The organism is Thermoproteus thermophilus (genome assembly GCF_055392855.1).
Genome location: NZ_AP042466.1, coordinates 262,299 through 278,746 on the forward strand (window position 1 = coordinate 262,299; position 16,448 = coordinate 278,746).

Below are 16,448 nucleotides of genomic sequence, written 5' to 3' on the forward strand. Positions count from 1 at the left end.
CGACCGTTACGGCCTAGCTAACGGCAATGGCCAAGACGCGACCACTACGGGAGTCAGTTCTAGAAAACGCTCCCGATGTTCTTCAAAGAGGACAAGAGGTACTTGAGGGCGTACCTCCTGAACCCCCAACCGCCGAACTCCCTAACCAAACCCTTGCCGAACTGGTAATGGGCGGCGGCGACCAACAACTTAGTGGCTCTGCCGGGGGTTGAGCCGTGGTGGTGGTGATGGCTGGCTATGGTCCAAGGAACCCACTCGAAGCCCATCAAGTGCGCTATGACGCCGAGGAGGGTCTCGTCGCTTATGTAGTTCTTGAGCCAAGGATCCACGCCTTCGAGCGCTCTCTCGACTCTATCGAGCAACTCGACGTCGGGGAGCCTCGAGAAGGAGACCACTTGTTTAGGGCCTATGAAGAACACGGAGCCGCGGAACATGCCGCCCAAAGAGTCGTCGTAGACCTTGTACTCGTACAAGGGCAAGTCGGCGTTGCTCAACTTCAAATCGCCGGCTTTCCTACTCCTGGCGAGGAAATGCCCCGGGTTTCTGCCCCAAGCCTCCTTGTCGAGTATCGTGTATATGCCGCGGCCTCTCAACAGGCCGTGGACCTCCGCCAAAACGGGCTCCACGACGTTGTCGCTGTCCACGACCATGACGTCGTCGGAGAAGGAGTGGAAATCCTTGAGCATGGCTAGCCAGGTGTTGTTCCTATTACGTCAATAGCCCACCTTGACCTCCACGCCGTTGGGGAGGACCTCGGCTAGGATCTCCTTTTGCCTCTCGCGGTATACATTATCGACGTAGACCACGGCGGTCTTGGGCCTAACGACCTCCACGTTCTTCACGAAATACTCGGCTATCTCGTGGATCCTATAGAACGGCAAATACGTGGCCAAGACGACCATCGAGGGGGCGAAACCTAGAGTTTAAAAGAGTTCAATTACGCGTTATCGAGGGCCCCTCGGCTAAACCCACGACGTGTTCCGCTCGTCCGGTTTTGAATTCCTGGCGCCGCGCCCGGGCCCAACGCCGACCTCAAGAAGGGCCGTCCTGTATTTCGGCAAATAACTACAGCTGTGGGCCGTTTTGCTTAGATATCGCCTCCTCGTCTCAACGCCTCTCACAGACAAGTCGGCGTAGGTCAAGAGGACTGTTGCGAGAGCTATGGGCACGCTCGGGTTTGGCGACGGCGGCGCGCCGCCCGCGATAGGGACGGCCGAGGATTAGGGACGAGGAGGGCCGCGGCCTTGGAGCAGGCAGGGGCCGAGGGCCTAGAACGAGCGCCCTCGGGCGAGCGATCGGCGCATCCGCGCGGCGTCTTGCCGCTAATATTCGAAATTCGTCTCGGCTTGTTTAAGAGGCGGGCACCTCGAGTCCTTCTCGCTTAAGATGGCCTCCTTTATGGGCCAAGGTATGCCGATGTCGGGGTCGTCCCACTTGACGCACCGCTCGTGTTGAGGGCTGTACTCCTTGGTCATGAGGTAGAGGAAAAGAGTGTCGTCCTCGAGCGCTTGGAAGCCGTGGGCGAAGCCGGGCGGCACCCAGAGGAGCCGCGGCTCCTCGGCCGAGAGCTCCACGGCCACGTATTTGCCGAACCAGGGAGAGCCCCTACGTAGGTCCACCGCCACGTCCAACACGCGGCCCCTCAACACGGTCACCAGCTTCCCCTGCTCGGCCGGCCTGAGCTGGTAGTGGAGCCCCCTCACGACGCCGCGCCTAGAGCGGGATGCGCTGAGCTGCACGAAGTCGAAGGGGATCCCGTTGGCCAAGAAGTCGGTGCGTTTCCAGAGCTCCGCGAAGAAGCCTCTGTGGTCGGGAAAACGCTGGTACTCCACGAGGACCACATCGGGAATAGAAAGCCTTTTGAAGCTCGGGAACGGCATAGGGGCAACGCGCGCTGGGCTTAAAAGATTTCCCGCCGCGATTTGGCCTCCGATTTCGCCCAACGCCTCCGATCGGCCCCAAAAGCCGCGCCCTTTCGGCGGACGACGAGTCCTTGGGCCTTGCCGCCTTCCGCTCGGCCGACGCGGCGGCCTCGACCAGCCGCTTGCGCATGGCCTCCTCGCCGTTGATATCGCGGTCCGCCCTCGGCGAAGTGGAAGAGGCCGTATATCCCCCTCGACTAGATTATCGGCCAACGCGGAGGCGAAGGCCTCTGGGACTCCCGGCCGAGAGCCCCCGCGGCCCGGCGAAGTCCAGCCTAGAGCCGCCCGCGCCGAAAGGGGCGGAGGGCCTCAAAGCGGTCCGCCTAGAGGCCCCCGCGCAACTTAGAGACGCCGTGCTACTGCACAAATGCAGGTGGGCCCCCCTCTTTGTAAAAGCCCTTGTCCCCGTCGGTAGACCGCGTGAGCCTCGGCCGCGGCCCCTACGCCTAGATCGACGGCCGCGCAACGAGCCAAAGGCCTATTAGACCCGTAGACTCGCCTAGGCGTTGTTCTAAACGAGCGCATAGGCTCGTCACAATTAGGAGATTCCGCGCCGCAGCCCAACCTTAAAGACGCCAGCATATCTACAACGCCTCGGCGCCGCGTGATGGGACGACGCCTTATGCCTCTGGACAAGCGCCCGCTCTAAGCCCTCCATTTACCACACAAAGCCCTTACTGCGCATGGTGGACATGTTCTTAAATCTCCCTACTGTTGTGTCCGTGGAGGGGTTTTTGGGGACTCTCCTAGACAAGTCCCTCGACGTGGTTAAGAAGTTGGAAAAGGGCGAGAAGTTGAGGACCGAGGACCTCGTCGTCCTCGCCCTAGCCATGTTCCGAGAACAAAATAGGCGTATCGACGAGACGAACAAGCGGATAGACTCACTAGCCGACTCGCTCAATAAGAGGATTGACGCGTTGGCGGATTCCCTCAACAAGAGGATAGACGAGACGAATAAGAGGATAGACTCGCTCGAAGCCCGCATAGACGACCTCCAGAAGGCCATGTTGGAGATCCAGAAGCTGTTAGTGGAGATGAACAAGACCATGTTGGCCATACACGCCTCGATAATAGAGGCGGTGAAAGGTAGAACCAGCGCCTAACAAAAACGTCGGGTGTTAGACGTCTCGAGCTTGTGAATTCTCCGCACTTGCCCTGTCTACGGCTTTACCGGAAGGAGCTAGGCGACGAGTCGCATGACGCCAGGGTTACGGCTAAGCTCGCCCTGTGCGACGGCTCGAGAGGAGCGAGACGGATCACAGCCGAGTTGCGGCTTACCAATATCTGTGTATAATGTCGCCGGGCGGGGCGTCGTGGTGAGGCTCTCCTCCTACACAGCCCGGCTTCATAGCTAAGTGGGCTGTAGTTCACAGAGGAGGCCCCCCGTAATTCCACATCTAACGCCGCGTATTAGCGGCGGCTATCTCCGCCTCATTCTCTCTATCCGCTTATATCACTCCCGCGTATGGGCCGCCCCGTGCCGTAGATGTTAAAAGACACCACGGCGTATTTAAGCCCTCACAACGCCGCCTGCCCCCTTCAGTGCGTGGCGTCGTCTGAGGGGAGGTGCTTAAGCTCGCCGTGCGCCGCCCCGGAGGTTACATTAGGAAGGCGTATTCAGCCGCCGCCTTTTGCAAGCCCAAGAGTAGCCGCGGCGCGTAGGTCCACGCCGCGCGTTAACATCGCCAAATCCCCCTACGAGGGACACCCGCCTCTTCTAAACGCCCTGGCATTTTGCCGCCGCTTCGTGTCCCCTCTTCGTACTCGACGGCGGCGGGGTTACGGCGTCGCCACTTGGAAATTTTTAAAACAAGCGGCGTATGGCTCGTCGGCGAGTATTAACACGTCGGGGGGCAGGCCCCGCGGCTCTGTGAAACATTCAGAGGGACGTGTTAAGAAGTTGCCCACTACCCTCACCGCCGTCAGCACTTCTTCTGCCTTCTCCACCCTGGCCAAGGTCTTAAAGTCGTAAACATACAGCGGAGCCCCCGCCGCCAGCGTGGAGTATATGGCGACGGCCGCGAGCTTGTCCGCCGCCTCGCCGTCTCTCGCATAGGGGATTAACACAACTGCGCCGTAGCTACCAACAGTGGAGAAGACTTTTACCACTAGCCTCTCCAAGGCCGTAGATTTCTTCCAATATATCAACTTTGGCCTATCCCCCGGGACGTATTCCCTAAGCCCCTTGTACTCCGCCGGCTCCAGCCCCGCCGCCAGTTGCTCCAGTGCCGCCCTAGCCCTAGGCACAACAGTCACCGGCGGATGCCTGGCCTTGACGACGGTGCGCACCACGTCAAGGGGGTCTAACAGCTCTACCTCAACCTCTGGGGCGTAGACCCCCCCAATTTTAAACGCCGCCCTAGCCTCAGTACTCAGGACTTTGTACCCCTCCACCTCGGCGAAAGACAGCTGGCCCGGCCTAATACGAAATTTACAACACGCCCTCACCTCCACCACCCACACCCCCACCTCCCCAGCCACAAGGGTAGGCGGCTCTGCGCGTACCTCCACTGGGGAGGCGAGGTGCCTAGCCTTCCAAAAAGCCCACCAGCCCCCCGCCACAGCCAGGGGGATGAGCAAAGGGTTCATAGGGCCCCAGACCAACCCCGCCAGTACATAGGCGGCGGCTAGGTAGGGGCCGTACATCGACGTGGGTATTGTAAATAAGAAGAGTGTGGCGTAGGGGGCGAGGAGGTAGTTCCAAGGCCAGGGCAGTAGAGGCAACGCCATTATGTGCAAAGCGGCGGAAACCTCCCGCCTCTTTTTCCAAATAGCTACGACAGGTATGAAGATGAGTATGGGCGACGCCGCCGGGTAGGCGAGGGTAAAGAAGTGGCTCTTCTCGCCTAGCCACTGAAGGAGGCGCACAACTCGCAGTATTTAGGCATATAAAACGTTGTTCCGCAACCCCCCGTGGACCTCTTACAAGCCTACAGCTTGGTAGTAGAAGCGGCGAAAAGAGGCGTCGACGTCAGCGGCGTAGTCCCGCTTTTAAACAAGGCGCTGAACGCCACCGGCGCCGAGAGAGACGCCCTCCTGTCACAAGTAGCGGCTGAAGTGGCCAGAGCAGAGGCGGCCAAGTTCTGGAGCGACGTGTATACATGGACAGCCGCCGCAGCCGCGGCAGTCCTAGCAACGCTGTTCCTCCTACGCCACAGGAAGATTATCGGCTTCTTCTTCCTTAAAATACATGGGAAGAGGAAGGTGTTAAAGGGGTCCGGGAGGCCGAAGACCCTCCTCTTTGACGAAGAGGTGGCGGCGGTATTCGCGGCGGTGATTGTAGTGGCAGTGGCTTTCGCCGTCGCGTCGCAGTTTAAGCCGCTGGAGCCCTTTACAGCCCTCGGCCTCTTGGGGCCCGGGGGGAAGATCGGCGACTACCCCACAAACGTCTCAAAGGGAGAGGTAGTCACTCTCTACATATACGTCTTTAACCACATGGGCCACCCCGTGTGGTTTAGAGTAGTTGGAAGGTATGTAGACAGCCCGGAGGCCGCGCCCTCTCCAAGCGGCTTCTACGTGAGAGAGTTTTTCCTCGGCCACAACGAGTCGGCGATCCTCCCCGTGAGGTTTGTGGTAAATAGTAGCGGCGTATTTAAGGCCGAGCTTTGGATGTACCAGCCAGATGGAACTTTAATATATACGAACAGATCAGTCTACATATGGATAAAGGCGAGGTGAGTTGCCTCACAGTAGAAGAGCTCGTAAAGACACGCGGCGGCGACATATACGAAGAAGCTTTTAAAGTACTGCTAGCGGTTAAGAGAGGCGAGTTAGAGCTAGAGGCGCCCAAGGGATACTCCTGGTTTTTCTCCCCGGCAGGCTTGTGGCTATGGCTTCTGCTAGGGCTCGTGGCGGCCTCCGTCGCCGTGGCCTTGGCGGGCTCGGGGCCTCTTCGCTACGTCTTGGGAACTCTCTTCGTCTTGTTCTTGCCAGGTTACGCATTGGTAGAGGCGCTTTACCCCCGCGGCGACGAGCTTTCACCACTAGAGCGCCTAGCCCTATCCATCGGCCTAAGCCTCGCCGTAGTGCCGCTGGTAGGTCTCGTATTGAATTACACCCCCTGGGGCATAAGACTAGTCCCCGTAATTTCTGCCCTCGCCGCAGTGACAGTGCCTTTGTTAATATACGCCGGGTGGAGAAAAGCCCAACACGTAGCGTCTTGTAAATGAAAGAGCTATTTGTCGTTGCAATAGTCATCTTAGCCGCCGCAGTGTACTTAAACAACTATAGCCTGTTACTCCTAGGCGTGGCTGTGGCGGCTTCGGGGGCAATACTAGCGGCCCCCCAGAGGACAGCCCCCGAGGAGGTGTGGAGAAAAATAGCAGAGGGGTCGTGGCTAAATGTCCAGTTAGTGCTAGAATCCCTCCCCCCAGTCTCTCAGGCTTATTATATGCCCTCTTCTCTCGCCCCCAGGCCCTTGGCAGTGGTAGGCGAGCCTGTGCCGCCCAAGAGGTTTTCATTCAAAGCCGGCGGCGGCTTTGTCTTCATACCGCCGGGCTCTGCCTTGGTAGAATACTGCCGAGACGTAATCGGGAGCGACCCGGCAGAGAGCGTGGCGGCATGTCTAGCAAAGACGGGCCTTGCGAAGAAGATAGTGGCCACCCCCCTGGCCGGCGGCCTTAGGATTGAGGCTGAGGTAAAAGACTTAGTCTACGAGGGGACGGTGGCTGAGTATGTATTTGGAAGCTGGGCCGCCTCTGTGGCCGCCGCGGTGGCCGCCGAGGCCGCGGGGAGGCCGGCGTATGTAGAAGAAGAAGACCGGGAGGGGCAGAGGAGGCGTATTGTAATTAGGTTTGTATGAAGGCGTACCTCGCCTTGTGGGTTTTCCTCACAGGCATTGCGTATTCCTTCCTCTCGACGGTTGGCGTATACGACTTGGGAGTCTACGTCTCTATCCTCGCCTTAACCTATTTCATAACTTTGGCCTTGGCAAGGCCCGTGGCACCCCATTATTCAAAAGCCGCCGACATAGTGGCAGCGGGGCTGTTAATTGCCTTCGCTTACTTCGCCGCAATGAGAATAGTTGAGTTATTATGAAGTACGTAATCGTCGTAGCCGTGGCTCTACTACTCTTCGCCCTACTTCAAACAACAGCCGCCGGCCCCAAGCCGTGGCTCGAAAGCCCACATGTAGAATTAAAGCCAATTGGACTAAAATTGTCGTCGCTGGCCCAACTGGCCGGGTCGCCGGAGTTTAGACAATACGCCGAGTTGATCCTCCTCGCCAATAACACCCAGGCAGAAAAAATTAGACAGCTAGCCACGTTAGTAAAACAACTAGACGCCGAGATGTCCACACTGGCGAGTGCAGTAGCTGAGAAAAATTTTACAGAGGCGAAGAGGGCCTACGCGGCGGCGAAAGCAACCTTAGAACAAATTAGAAGACTTCTATTAGAGTTAAAACTGTGGGAAGAGGCTAAGGACTACTACACAGCGGCGTATCTCAGAGTAGAGAGCTATGGGAAGGCCCTCGAGGAGAGGCCGCCAGCTAACTTAACCCTCATAGCGCCGTCCAAGGCAAGGGCCGGCTCCACAATTTACATCGAGGCATGGGCCCAGCCCCCCAACGGCACGTTGTCCATATTCCTAGAAGGCAGACTTGTAAAAGAGGTGCCACTCCAAGGCCACGTCCGCGTGCCAGTGGTGCTAAACGTCTACAAGCCCGAGGCGGTGGTGTCAGCTCTCTACATGCCGAACGACGGAAAGCACGGAGCCGCTCAGGCCAACGCCACGATACACGTCGAATATGTAAATACAACAATCCGCCTCCAATGCCCCACAGAAGTTAAGTGGGGCCGCGCGGCGAGTCTAGAAGGCGTGGTATCGAGCGACGTCCAGCAAGTAGTTGTAAAGATTGGGGAATTAACTATGAATGCCTCCGTGTCTCGGGGAGTTTTCCAAGTCCTTGTAAACACCACGGCGTTGCCCCCGGGGGTGTACAATGCCACAGTATATGCACCCCCCTCTGGCATATACGCACCGGCGTCAGCCAGCTGCGTTTTTAACATCACGGCAGAGCCCCCGCCCTTGGCTCAACCGCCACAAGTCCTCATAGCCGGCATACCGGCGGCCTTAACTCCTTATTTCCGCTACACGCCCAGCCTCTTAGAGGCCACGGGGTATAGAAAATTCGCCATCTACATACCCCCTCACATGCCCTACTCCGGCGCAGTGGCGGAATTCGAAGCAGTGTTAATAAACCCGGTGCAAATAATCGCGCTAGGAGGCTTCGCAGTATTTTTAACTACTATGGCGCTCAAAAGAGCGCGGCGTGTAGACGCCGAAGTACGCCTTGAATACATGCCATATGACTATTCCGTGTTGGCGGCTAGGTATCTGAGGGCGCTGGCCCAACGGCTCGGAATTACCTTATTCCCAGGCACTACTATAAGAGAATTGCTAAGCGAAGTGGCCAAGGTAGACAAGTCCCTCTACGAAAAAGCTTGGAAAATTGGGCGCAGACTTGAAGAAGTACTCTATGGAGGTGCCCAGCCCACAGCCGAGGATTATGAAGAGCTACGTTAACGCCGCGTTGATAGTCTTAGCCGCCGTGTTTGCAGTAGTGTACATATCTCCCGACCCGGCGCCGTTTAGTATTTACAACACTGGGCCGCAAGGGGCGTCTAAGGTAGGCCAGTTGTGCAAGCTGGCGCCCTTGGAAAACGCCTCGGTGGTCATAATCGCCCCAGACGCCGACCCGCCGCCCCTCAAGCCAGGCTTGGTGGTGGTATTGCTAGGCCCCACAAACCAAACGCTAAAGGCGCTGGGAGTAGACGCATATGTAAAAAGCGGAGAGATAACAGACCCCGTCCTCAACGCGCTTAATTACAACTACCCACTTGCCCTAGTGGGCAATTACACAGTCGCCCTCTACAAGCCTTTGCCGATGGTGCCAGGCCCCGCATCGTTGCCTCTGGCCGAGACAAGCGAGTTTGCCACATGGCGCGGCTCGGCGGGGAGGTACGTAGTAGCTATACGCCAGCGTGTAGGCGACTCGGAGGTAATTGCCGTGTCTAGCCCCTACGTCTTCACAAACGCCCTTCTCGACATGGCGCAAAACGCCCAGTGGCTTAAGTCTTTGTGCGGCGACAAGCCCACTGCATATCTGGGAGGCGAGGTAGACGCAAGGGCGGCGGTGTGGCGAGCGGTGAGGAGCGCTCCCGAGGCGATAGTGTTAATACCTCTCGTTGCTCTCCTAATCTCGTTATGGCCCAGGGAGCCTTAAAACCAGTTTTCGACCTGGCCAGGAGGCTCATGACCGCGCTTCAAAGCGTATATTTGGGAGACTCCGCCGTAATTGAAGCCGTGGTAGCCACCGCCCTAGCCGGGGGCCATTTACTAATCCTAGGCCCCGTGGGGGTGGGCAAGACTACGCTAGCCAAAGCCCTCGCCTACGCCATGGGCGGCAGTTACAAACGGATACAAGCTACAAATGAGACACTCCCCTCCGACGTGTTGGGCTACGTGGTGTACGCCAGAGACGGCTCACGCCACATAATTAAGGGGCCCATCTTCGCCAACGTCGTCCTAATCGACGAGCTGAATAGAATGCCGCCGAGAAGCCTCTCGGCGCTTATAGAGGCCATGCAAGAAAAAAAAGTCACAATTGAAGGAGAGGAACTCCCCCTCCCAGAGCCCCACATAGTGATAGCCACTGCTAATCTGCAAGAGCTAGGCCTAGCCCAAATCCCACAAGCAGTACTCGACAGATTTACCACTAGCATATACGTAGAGAAGCCCGACACCTCTCTAGAGAGGCTAATCGTCGAAGGCGCCGACGTTATAGAAGACAGGCTAGAAGCACTTAAAAGGCGACCACTGGCAAGCCCCGCCGAAGTGGCGGCAGCGACGAGGGCCCTCAGAGGGGTTAAGCTAGACGACAAAGTGGCGGGCTACATCGTCGACCTCGTAGAAGAGGCCAGGAGGTCGGTCAACGCGCTGCTCAGCATAAGGGCCGGCATCCATGTGGCCCGCCTAGCCAGAGCCTTCGCCGCTTTGGAAGGCAGAGACTACGTCGTGCCGGACGACGTAAAGAGGGCATTCCACTACGCCATCCCCCACAGAATAGCTGCCAAGCTTGAACCAGCCGCCTACAAAGACAGCCCCTGGAAAGACGTCCTGAAAAAAGTTCCCGCTCCATGGTAGTGTCCTACGCCGGCAGGCATAAGACAGCGCCGGGCCTAACGGCGACAGGCACTGTGCAGGGCTTTTTATAAACCTCCTCTTCATCCGTTTGAGGTAGAGGGAGAGCAAGGCCACTGCGGCTGAGGCAACGCCAGCCCCCACGAGAGTGAGGGATATGATGCCCCAGACGTAGTGCTTAACGCCGAGGAATAGCCACCGATACGCCACCCACGAGGTCAGGGCCACTCCTGGGACGAGGAGGAGGGCTCCGAGGAGGCCAATTACGAAGAGGGGATTGTAATACCAGCTGAGCCTAAAGGCGTCGATGGCAATTTTCACGCCGTGGACAGCCCTCAGCTTCTTCACCCCCAGACGCCTCCTGTAGCGTATAGGCACTTCAGCTATCTCCCCCGCCGACGCCACGTGGGCAACTATCTCCACCTCAATACTAAACCCCCTACTAGCGAAAAGGTCGTCAGCCACCGCCTCGCGGCGCAGGGCGTACAAGCCGCTTAACACGTCAGACAGCCGCGTGCCGAAGAGCAGGTTAAACCACCAAGTCAAAATCCTATTCCCCAAGGCAAATAGGCGCGGCTGCGTACCCGGCTCGACATGCCTCCTAGCCCCAATAACCTCGTCATACCCCCTCCTAAGCATTTCCACCATAGTGGGGATGTACTCCGCGGGGTAGCTAAAGTCGCCATCTATAACCACGACATAGGGAGTATTAACAAGCCTCAGTACAGTCTTCACAGCATCCGCCTTCCCCCTACCCTCTTGAAAAACAACCACCACCCCCGCCCTCTTTGCAATAGAAGGCAATATTAGATAATGAACAAGTTAGCAATCCACGCCTCGATAATAGAGGCGGCGAGAAGTAAACTGCCTAAACAACAAACGTAGTAGCCGGCCTGTCTCCTCCGCGGCTACTCCTAAGACAGACCCAAACCCAGAAACACAACCAAAAAAGCCATACTACAAGACAAGCCAAAAATCACCAAACGAGAGACTACTTATATCCAATGCTCGTACTCCCTGCCTAGTATTAGGTATATGTTTTCTTCTTCTGCCTTCTTTTTTAAGTACTGGGCGGCGTCGGCTTGGGCGAATTCCACTGCCAATACTTTCATGTAGGCCTTCTTGTTGGCGAACTTCTCCGCAGCCTCTACCGACCTCCTCAACTGCTCTACCAAGCCCTCTGCCTCTTCTATGGTACGCACAGCCACAGACGCCTCTCCCACAACCAACGGCTCTGGGCAGAATATATCCACCTCCTTGAAGCCGTCTACGGGCAGAGCAACATTCACCAAGACACGACACTCTACACCCCTCTCCCTAAGCAAGGCGGAAACTACGCGAGCCGCGTAGTACTCAAAGCCGCCGCCCAACGCGTCTCTAATATCCGCCAACGCGGACATGAGCCATTTGAACTTCTTATCGGCCTCCTCCCACCTCTTCAAATTCTCCAACCACCTCCTCTCATCTTCTTGCCAGCGCTTCTCGTTCTCTTTCCAGTATTTTTCGTTCTCCTGCCAACGTTTCTCGTTTTCTTGCCATTTTCGTTCGTAGTCTTCTAGGAATTTCTGCCAAGCTTGAAACCACGTCCTCCACCTCTCTTCATTTTCTCTCCAACGCTTTTCGTTTTGACGCCACCTCCTCTCCTCCCTCTTTACAAAGTTATTAAAGTCTTCTCTCAGCTTTTTTAACTCAGCCAAGACTTGGCCAAGGCCGAGGGCCCCCGCCACGGCCAGCCTAAACTCCTCATCCGCCTCCAACGCCTTTAGAAACCGCCTCTTCTCCTCAGGAGAGAGGCTCACGCATACTCCGCGCCCTTTATAAATAACTTCTACAGCTGAAAGTCGCAGGGACCGCCAACAATCGACCTCCGCACGCGCCTTAGACCGGCCGACGTAAGACGGCGGAATGCCCCGTAATGCCTCGAATAGCCAAGCCGGCGGGTCGTACGGCACAAGTACGGGAAATACGCTCGACCCCATCGACAAGAAGAGCTCAGGGGAGGCCGGCACCTCCTCTAGCCCAATTCGCCGCGCTCTGGGAATTTTGAAGGAATAGACAAGGGCAGAGGCATACGACAAATCCGCTAAACCCGAGGCCCCTCAGACAACTAGGCCCACCACAAGCCGCGGCTTACTTGGACGAGCCCACACATAGCCGCCAATATTCAGCCTACCGCCTGCAGTGAGGAAAACCCCGCGAAGCCGCCGAGGGATATGCGGTTTGCGCCGCACACGGAGTCTTTTAGACGCGGCGTTTGTACTCCTCTATAAATTTGTCGATTGCCTCCTCTAAGCTCAAAATTCGGGTCTTGAATACTCTACTCGCGTAGAGCGAAGAGTCCATGGGCCTCTTCGCCCTCCACGCCGCCTCCCTAGCGCTGGCGGGCTGGACGAGGCCCTCAGCCCCGAGCCTCTTCGCGATAGCCAAAGCCCACTCAAAACGCGAAACTCTGTCGCCCCCCGCGAAGTGGAAGAGGCCGTACAGCCCCCTCTCTATCGCTTCCAACACGGCCTCGGCCAAGGAATCGGCCAGCGTGGGCGTAGAGTACACGTCGGTAAAAGCCTTGATCCGCCTACCGGCTGTCAACTCTCCGGCGGCCCACATGGCGAAGTTTAGCTTAGACCCGCCGACGCCGAAAAGCGTCGACGGCCGTAGCACAGTCCATCTGTTGCTGTACATAGCCACGGCGTGTTCCCCGCACAGCTTAGTAAGGCCGTACCACTGCACTGGCGACGGCGCGTCGGCCTCTGTATACATGCCGCGGTCCCCCCGAAAGACGTAGTCTGTGGAGATGTAGACGATGTGGGCGGCCGAGCCGAGCGACTTGGCCACGGCGGCTACGCCGAGGCAATTAACAGCCATGCACTTCTCCCTCTCGTCCTCGCACTTGTCCACGTCCGTATAAGCCGCCGAGATTATCACAACGTCGGGCCTAGCCCGCTTCAACAAGTCGACGTCGGGGCTAGATAAATCAAAACGCGGAAACGGCCCAGAGGAGTGGGAAAAAGGCAATACGTCGAACCCCCTCGCCGAGAGGAGGGAGTACAGCTTAGAGCCCAGAAGGCCCGTGGCTGTAATTAACGCTACCCTCACGGCTCGTCCCTCTTGAAGTATTCATCGTCGAGGAGGGGCTCCCACCAGCTTCTATTCTCCTGATACCACTTAACAGTCTTCACCACGCCCACGTCAAAGGGGGTGCGGGGCCTCCAGCCCAGCTCTCTTATCTTTGTAGTATCTAAGAGATAGCGGACGTCCTGCGCCGGCCTATCTCTGACGAATTTCACCCTCGGCTCCACTCCCAAGGCCTTGGCGACGGCCTCGACCACTTCGAGCACAGTCCGCTCCTCCCCGCTTGCTATGTTGTAGACCTCCCCCTTGGCGCCTCTCTCGGCTAGTAACAACAAAGCGTCAACTACGTCTTCTACGTATGTCCAAGTACGCCTCTGCCTCCCAGTGCCGTGTATAGGCACATGGAGGCCCAACATGAGCCTTATTGCGGCCTTGGGTATTAACTTCTCTGGGTATTGCCTAGGGCCGTAGGTGTTGCTAGGCCTCGCCACTACTATGTCGAGTCCATAGGTCACGAAGTAACTCCTGGCGAGTATATCTCCCCCAGCCTTACTAGCGGCATATGGAGAAGTTGGGCGGAGGGGGTCCTCCTCTCGGTACGGCGTGTCTGCGGCGGGGCCATACACCTCGTCTGTGGAGACGTGCACCACCCTTGCATCGTCGGCATACCGCCTGACTGCCTCTAGGAGGGAGTGCGTCCCCAATACGTTTGTCTTAGTAAACACAAGCGGGTCGTGGAACGAGCGGTCTACGTGAGACTCGGCGGCGAGGTGGAAGACGAGGCGGGGGCGGAAGAGCTTCACGACTTTGGCCATCTGCTCGAAGTCAGCCACGTCGATGGGGACCAAGCGGGCCTCTTTGGGGAGGTTCTCCATCCGCCCCGCGTAGGTCAACTTGTCCACCACCACTACTTCCTCTCCAGAAGCCGTCAGCCTATGGACTAGGGCAGATCCGATAAACCCGGCGCCGCCGGTCACCAAGATCATATCTCCACTAAAGAGTAGTCCGAGACGTGAAGCCTCACCGCCCTCCTCCACCCGCCCGACACCTTGGCATATCTCCCCACTATGGACTCCTCGAGCCTCTCCACACCCTCCACCACACAGCCCTCCATCAACACGCTGTACTCCACTGCGCTGTTCTTGACAGTACAGCGATCACCCACGCTAGTATACGGGCCAATGAAAGAGTCCTCCACCACTGCGCCCCTCCCCACCACCGCCGGCCCCCTCACTACGCTGTTCTTAACCACTGCGCCCTCCTCTACCACCACCCTCCCCTCGACTCTGCTGTTCTCCACGACCCCCCTCACCGAGCGAACCGCCCTTTCGTCTAATATGAGGGCATTTGCGGCGAGCACGTCGTCTTTCTTTCCCACGTCTAGCCACCACCCGGCGTGCACCGCGTAGCTCACCCTTGCTCCCTCCTTGAGCATGAGGTTAATCGCATCGGTAATCTCGTACTCCCCCCGCCACGAAGGCTTGAGCTTCTTGACGTAGTCAAACACAACAGGGGAGAAGAAATAAACGCCGACCAAGGCCATGCGGGAGGGGGGCTCCCTGGGCTTCTCCACAAAGCCCGCTAGTTTCCCAGCCCCGTCGAAAATAGCCACGCCAAAACGAGTGGGGTCCTCCACCTCCTTCAAGAGGACTAAGGCGTCCTTCCCAGCGGCCTGCCCAACGTATTGAGACACGCCGCCTTGTATCAAGTTATCGCCCAGGTAAACTACGAAAGGCCCCGAGACGAAGTCCTCTACTAGAGAAAGGGCGTGGGCAATCCCCAGAGGCCTCTCTTGCAAAACGTACTCCACAACGAGGCCAAAGCGAGAGCCGTCCCCCACATATTCAACAATCGCCTCCTTATTGTGAGGACCCACCACGATGAAAGCCTCTTTCACCCCCGCGGCGGCTAAGTCCTCTAAGACATAACCCAAAACGGGCTTGTTAGCGAGTGGAATTAGATGTTTAGGCATAGAAAGAGAGGTAGGCCTAAGCCTAGTGGCGTGACCACCAGCCAACACTACGCCCTGCACAAAAGTGTAGGCTCCACATTTAATAAGTTTTGGTATACAAGTCACAGAGGCCCCCGTGACCGCACTCAACTCCGCTATGTTCTGCGCATAGCAGACCCTCTGAGGTCTCCAGGCTCATGCGGGCCTCTGCATACCAGCGGCATGTATAATCGCTTTAGACCTTTCGCAGCGTTCACTTAAGCCCATTTCATCACCACGAAGGACATTGCCGGGAGCTCGCTGACTTCCACCGCGCCTGGTACTAATATCCCTAACGATTTCGTCGTTTAATAGACCCCCTCCAGAGGCGGTCGGGCCCTACTAAGTTCCGATCCTAATAATGCCGCACTTCCTGAGGATCTCGTTAAGTCTTTGATGTAAGGAGAGGAACACTAGAAGGGGTACAACACACAGTCGACGTATTACGCCTAAAATCTTGCGGCATTAGGCGACTCGTCACGTAGGGCGAGGTCGAGGAGTCGCCTAATGAGGAATAATACACCAAACGCCGCCGGCCTTGGTCTGTAGTTAATTTGCGACTTAACCAGGGATTTCAAGTAGAGGATTAGGTCCCTTTTGTCGAAGTAGTAAACGGAGTCGCCGCACGCGATGGACCCCCTACTAACCTTACATCCTCTAGTCCACATATTCAAAACTTCTCCCAAGACGAACCTTGGGTAACCCATTAACAGTAGAGCTAACCTGAGGATCATACGCCTAATACTTCCCGTAATGCCGCTCCCCGGGTTTAAATTGCCGCGATTCCTAAGTGTTTGCCAAACGCTGAGGACATTGACCGAGGGCGTGCGAGCAACGCCGCGCTTAACGCCGGCGAAGAAAACCCCTGGGTCTTCCGGATCCTCCACAAGCCTCAAGGCCCTCATGTCCGCAAATATGGCCTTGAAATCGCTCAAAGTGAATCGCCAATAGTCATAGGGGTAGGAGTGAAGCGGGAAGCCGGGACTGCGGGTGGTGACTACTAGGAGGCCGCCTACCCTTAAGACGCGTTTTATTTCATCAACAACCGAGCGCCAATCCCTAACATGCTCGAGGACTTCAGTCGATATAACCACGTCGAAGGCGCCGTCGCGAAACGGCAACAAGTGCGCGTCGGCGATTACGTCCACGTAGCCCCTCTGTCCAGACAAATCAACGCCGATGTAGTCGACGCATAAGTTATGCTCAGCCCAATCCCTAACACTGCCGTTAACGTTGAAGGAGCCGGCCTCAACAACCCTGAAACAACCCCTATTTACTAAACCCCTTAAAACGTTAATAACAAATAAATAAACACCAAGATTCATG

At 57.0% G+C, this 16,448-nt stretch carries 18 protein-coding genes and 1 pseudogene; 8 read left to right on the plus strand and 11 right to left on the minus strand.

Translation table 11 applies throughout. The annotated features are described in order from the left end of the window. Positions 1-59 precede the first annotated feature (59 nt). From ACZ5PA_RS01610 to rfbC, 4 genes are all read right to left on the minus strand, one after another. Positions 60-686, minus strand: a complete 627-nt coding sequence (locus ACZ5PA_RS01610) for a hypothetical protein (RefSeq protein ID WP_464930552.1) — start codon at positions 684-686, stop codon at positions 60-62. Positions 687-713: 27 nt separating this feature from the next. Beyond that, positions 714-902 carry a hypothetical protein gene (locus ACZ5PA_RS01615; protein ID WP_464930553.1) on the minus strand — a complete coding sequence of 63 codons (189 nt, stop codon included), beginning with the start codon at positions 900-902 and terminating at the stop codon, positions 714-716. A gap of 60 nt (positions 903-962) precedes the next feature. After that, positions 963-1,169 carry a hypothetical protein gene (locus ACZ5PA_RS01620; RefSeq protein WP_464930554.1) on the minus strand — a complete coding sequence of 69 codons (207 nt, stop codon included), beginning with the start codon at positions 1,167-1,169 and terminating at the stop codon, positions 963-965. 153 nt (positions 1,170-1,322) lie between these two features. After that, positions 1,323-1,880 carry a dTDP-4-dehydrorhamnose 3,5-epimerase gene (gene rfbC / locus ACZ5PA_RS01625; protein WP_464930555.1) on the minus strand — a complete coding sequence of 186 codons (558 nt, stop codon included), beginning with the start codon at positions 1,878-1,880 and terminating at the stop codon, positions 1,323-1,325. A gap of 764 nt (positions 1,881-2,644) precedes the next feature. Between rfbC and ACZ5PA_RS01630 the strand changes: the two genes are divergently transcribed. Further along, positions 2,645-3,025, plus strand: a complete 381-nt coding sequence (locus ACZ5PA_RS01630) for a hypothetical protein (protein ID WP_464930556.1) — start codon at positions 2,645-2,647, stop codon at positions 3,023-3,025. A gap of 676 nt (positions 3,026-3,701) precedes the next feature. On the opposite strand, the gene ACZ5PA_RS01635 is transcribed toward ACZ5PA_RS01630, so the two are convergent. Then, positions 3,702-4,790 carry a DUF58 domain-containing protein gene (locus ACZ5PA_RS01635; protein ID WP_464930557.1) on the minus strand — a complete coding sequence of 363 codons (1,089 nt, stop codon included), beginning with the start codon at positions 4,788-4,790 and terminating at the stop codon, positions 3,702-3,704. 45 nt (positions 4,791-4,835) lie between these two features. On the opposite strand from ACZ5PA_RS01635, the gene ACZ5PA_RS01640 reads away from it, so the two are divergent. The 7 genes from ACZ5PA_RS01640 to ACZ5PA_RS01670 are packed head-to-tail and all read left to right on the plus strand — an operon-like array spanning position 4,836 to position 10,066. After that, positions 4,836-5,600, plus strand: coding sequence for a DUF1616 domain-containing protein (locus ACZ5PA_RS01640; protein ID WP_464930558.1), 765 nt, complete (start codon positions 4,836-4,838; stop codon positions 5,598-5,600). Beyond that, a complete protein-coding gene (locus ACZ5PA_RS01645; RefSeq protein ID WP_464930559.1) occupies positions 5,582-6,091 on the plus strand; it encodes a DUF1616 domain-containing protein in 510 nt (169 codons plus the stop codon). Before ACZ5PA_RS01640 ends, ACZ5PA_RS01645 begins: the two co-directional genes overlap by 19 nt. Continuing rightward, the gene (locus ACZ5PA_RS01650) at positions 6,088-6,723 is read left to right on the plus strand and encodes a hypothetical protein (RefSeq protein WP_464930560.1); all 636 of its coding nucleotides are present in this window, start codon (positions 6,088-6,090) and stop codon (positions 6,721-6,723) included. The genes ACZ5PA_RS01645 and ACZ5PA_RS01650 overlap by 4 nt, the downstream gene beginning before the upstream one ends. Then, on the plus strand, positions 6,720-6,959 hold the full coding sequence (locus tag ACZ5PA_RS01655) for a hypothetical protein (protein WP_464930561.1): 240 nt from the start codon (positions 6,720-6,722) through the stop codon (positions 6,957-6,959). Before ACZ5PA_RS01650 ends, ACZ5PA_RS01655 begins: the two co-directional genes overlap by 4 nt. Continuing rightward, the gene (locus tag ACZ5PA_RS01660; RefSeq protein WP_464930562.1) at positions 6,956-8,446 is read left to right on the plus strand and encodes a DUF4129 domain-containing protein; all 1,491 of its coding nucleotides are present in this window, start codon (positions 6,956-6,958) and stop codon (positions 8,444-8,446) included. The genes ACZ5PA_RS01655 and ACZ5PA_RS01660 overlap by 4 nt, the downstream gene beginning before the upstream one ends. Next, positions 8,430-9,146, plus strand: coding sequence for a hypothetical protein (locus ACZ5PA_RS01665; RefSeq protein ID WP_464930563.1), 717 nt, complete (start codon positions 8,430-8,432; stop codon positions 9,144-9,146). The genes ACZ5PA_RS01660 and ACZ5PA_RS01665 overlap by 17 nt, the downstream gene beginning before the upstream one ends. Beyond that, positions 9,128-10,066, plus strand: coding sequence for an AAA family ATPase (locus ACZ5PA_RS01670; RefSeq protein WP_464930564.1), 939 nt, complete (start codon positions 9,128-9,130; stop codon positions 10,064-10,066). Before ACZ5PA_RS01665 ends, ACZ5PA_RS01670 begins: the two co-directional genes overlap by 19 nt. 612 nt (positions 10,067-10,678) lie before the next feature. Here ACZ5PA_RS01670 and ACZ5PA_RS01675 read toward each other — a convergent pair. The 6 genes and pseudogenes from ACZ5PA_RS01675 to ACZ5PA_RS01700 all read right to left on the minus strand — a co-directional run. Continuing rightward, positions 10,679-10,840: pseudogene (locus ACZ5PA_RS01675) on the minus strand (glycosyltransferase); the annotation flags it as partial. 218 nt (positions 10,841-11,058) lie between these two features. Further along, positions 11,059-11,862, minus strand: coding sequence for a DUF8196 domain-containing protein (locus tag ACZ5PA_RS01680; RefSeq protein ID WP_464930565.1), 804 nt, complete (start codon positions 11,860-11,862; stop codon positions 11,059-11,061). A 442-nt stretch (positions 11,863-12,304) separates the two neighbouring features. Next, entirely contained in the window at positions 12,305-13,156 is an 852-nt protein-coding gene (locus ACZ5PA_RS01685; protein WP_464930566.1) for an SDR family oxidoreductase, read from the minus strand. After that, on the minus strand, positions 13,153-14,118 hold the full coding sequence (rfbB, locus tag ACZ5PA_RS01690) for a dTDP-glucose 4,6-dehydratase (protein ID WP_464930567.1): 966 nt from the start codon (positions 14,116-14,118) through the stop codon (positions 13,153-13,155). Before rfbB ends, ACZ5PA_RS01685 begins: the two co-directional genes overlap by 4 nt. Beyond that, positions 14,115-15,164 (minus strand): glucose-1-phosphate thymidylyltransferase, encoded by a 1,050-nt coding sequence (locus tag ACZ5PA_RS01695; protein WP_464930568.1) that lies wholly within the window; start codon positions 15,162-15,164, stop codon positions 14,115-14,117. The genes rfbB and ACZ5PA_RS01695 overlap by 4 nt, the downstream gene beginning before the upstream one ends. 407 nt (positions 15,165-15,571) lie before the next feature. Next, complete coding sequence (locus tag ACZ5PA_RS01700; RefSeq protein WP_464930569.1) at positions 15,572-16,447, minus strand: class I SAM-dependent methyltransferase; 876 nt, start codon at positions 16,445-16,447, stop codon at positions 15,572-15,574. Position 16,448: the final 1 nt, after the last annotated feature.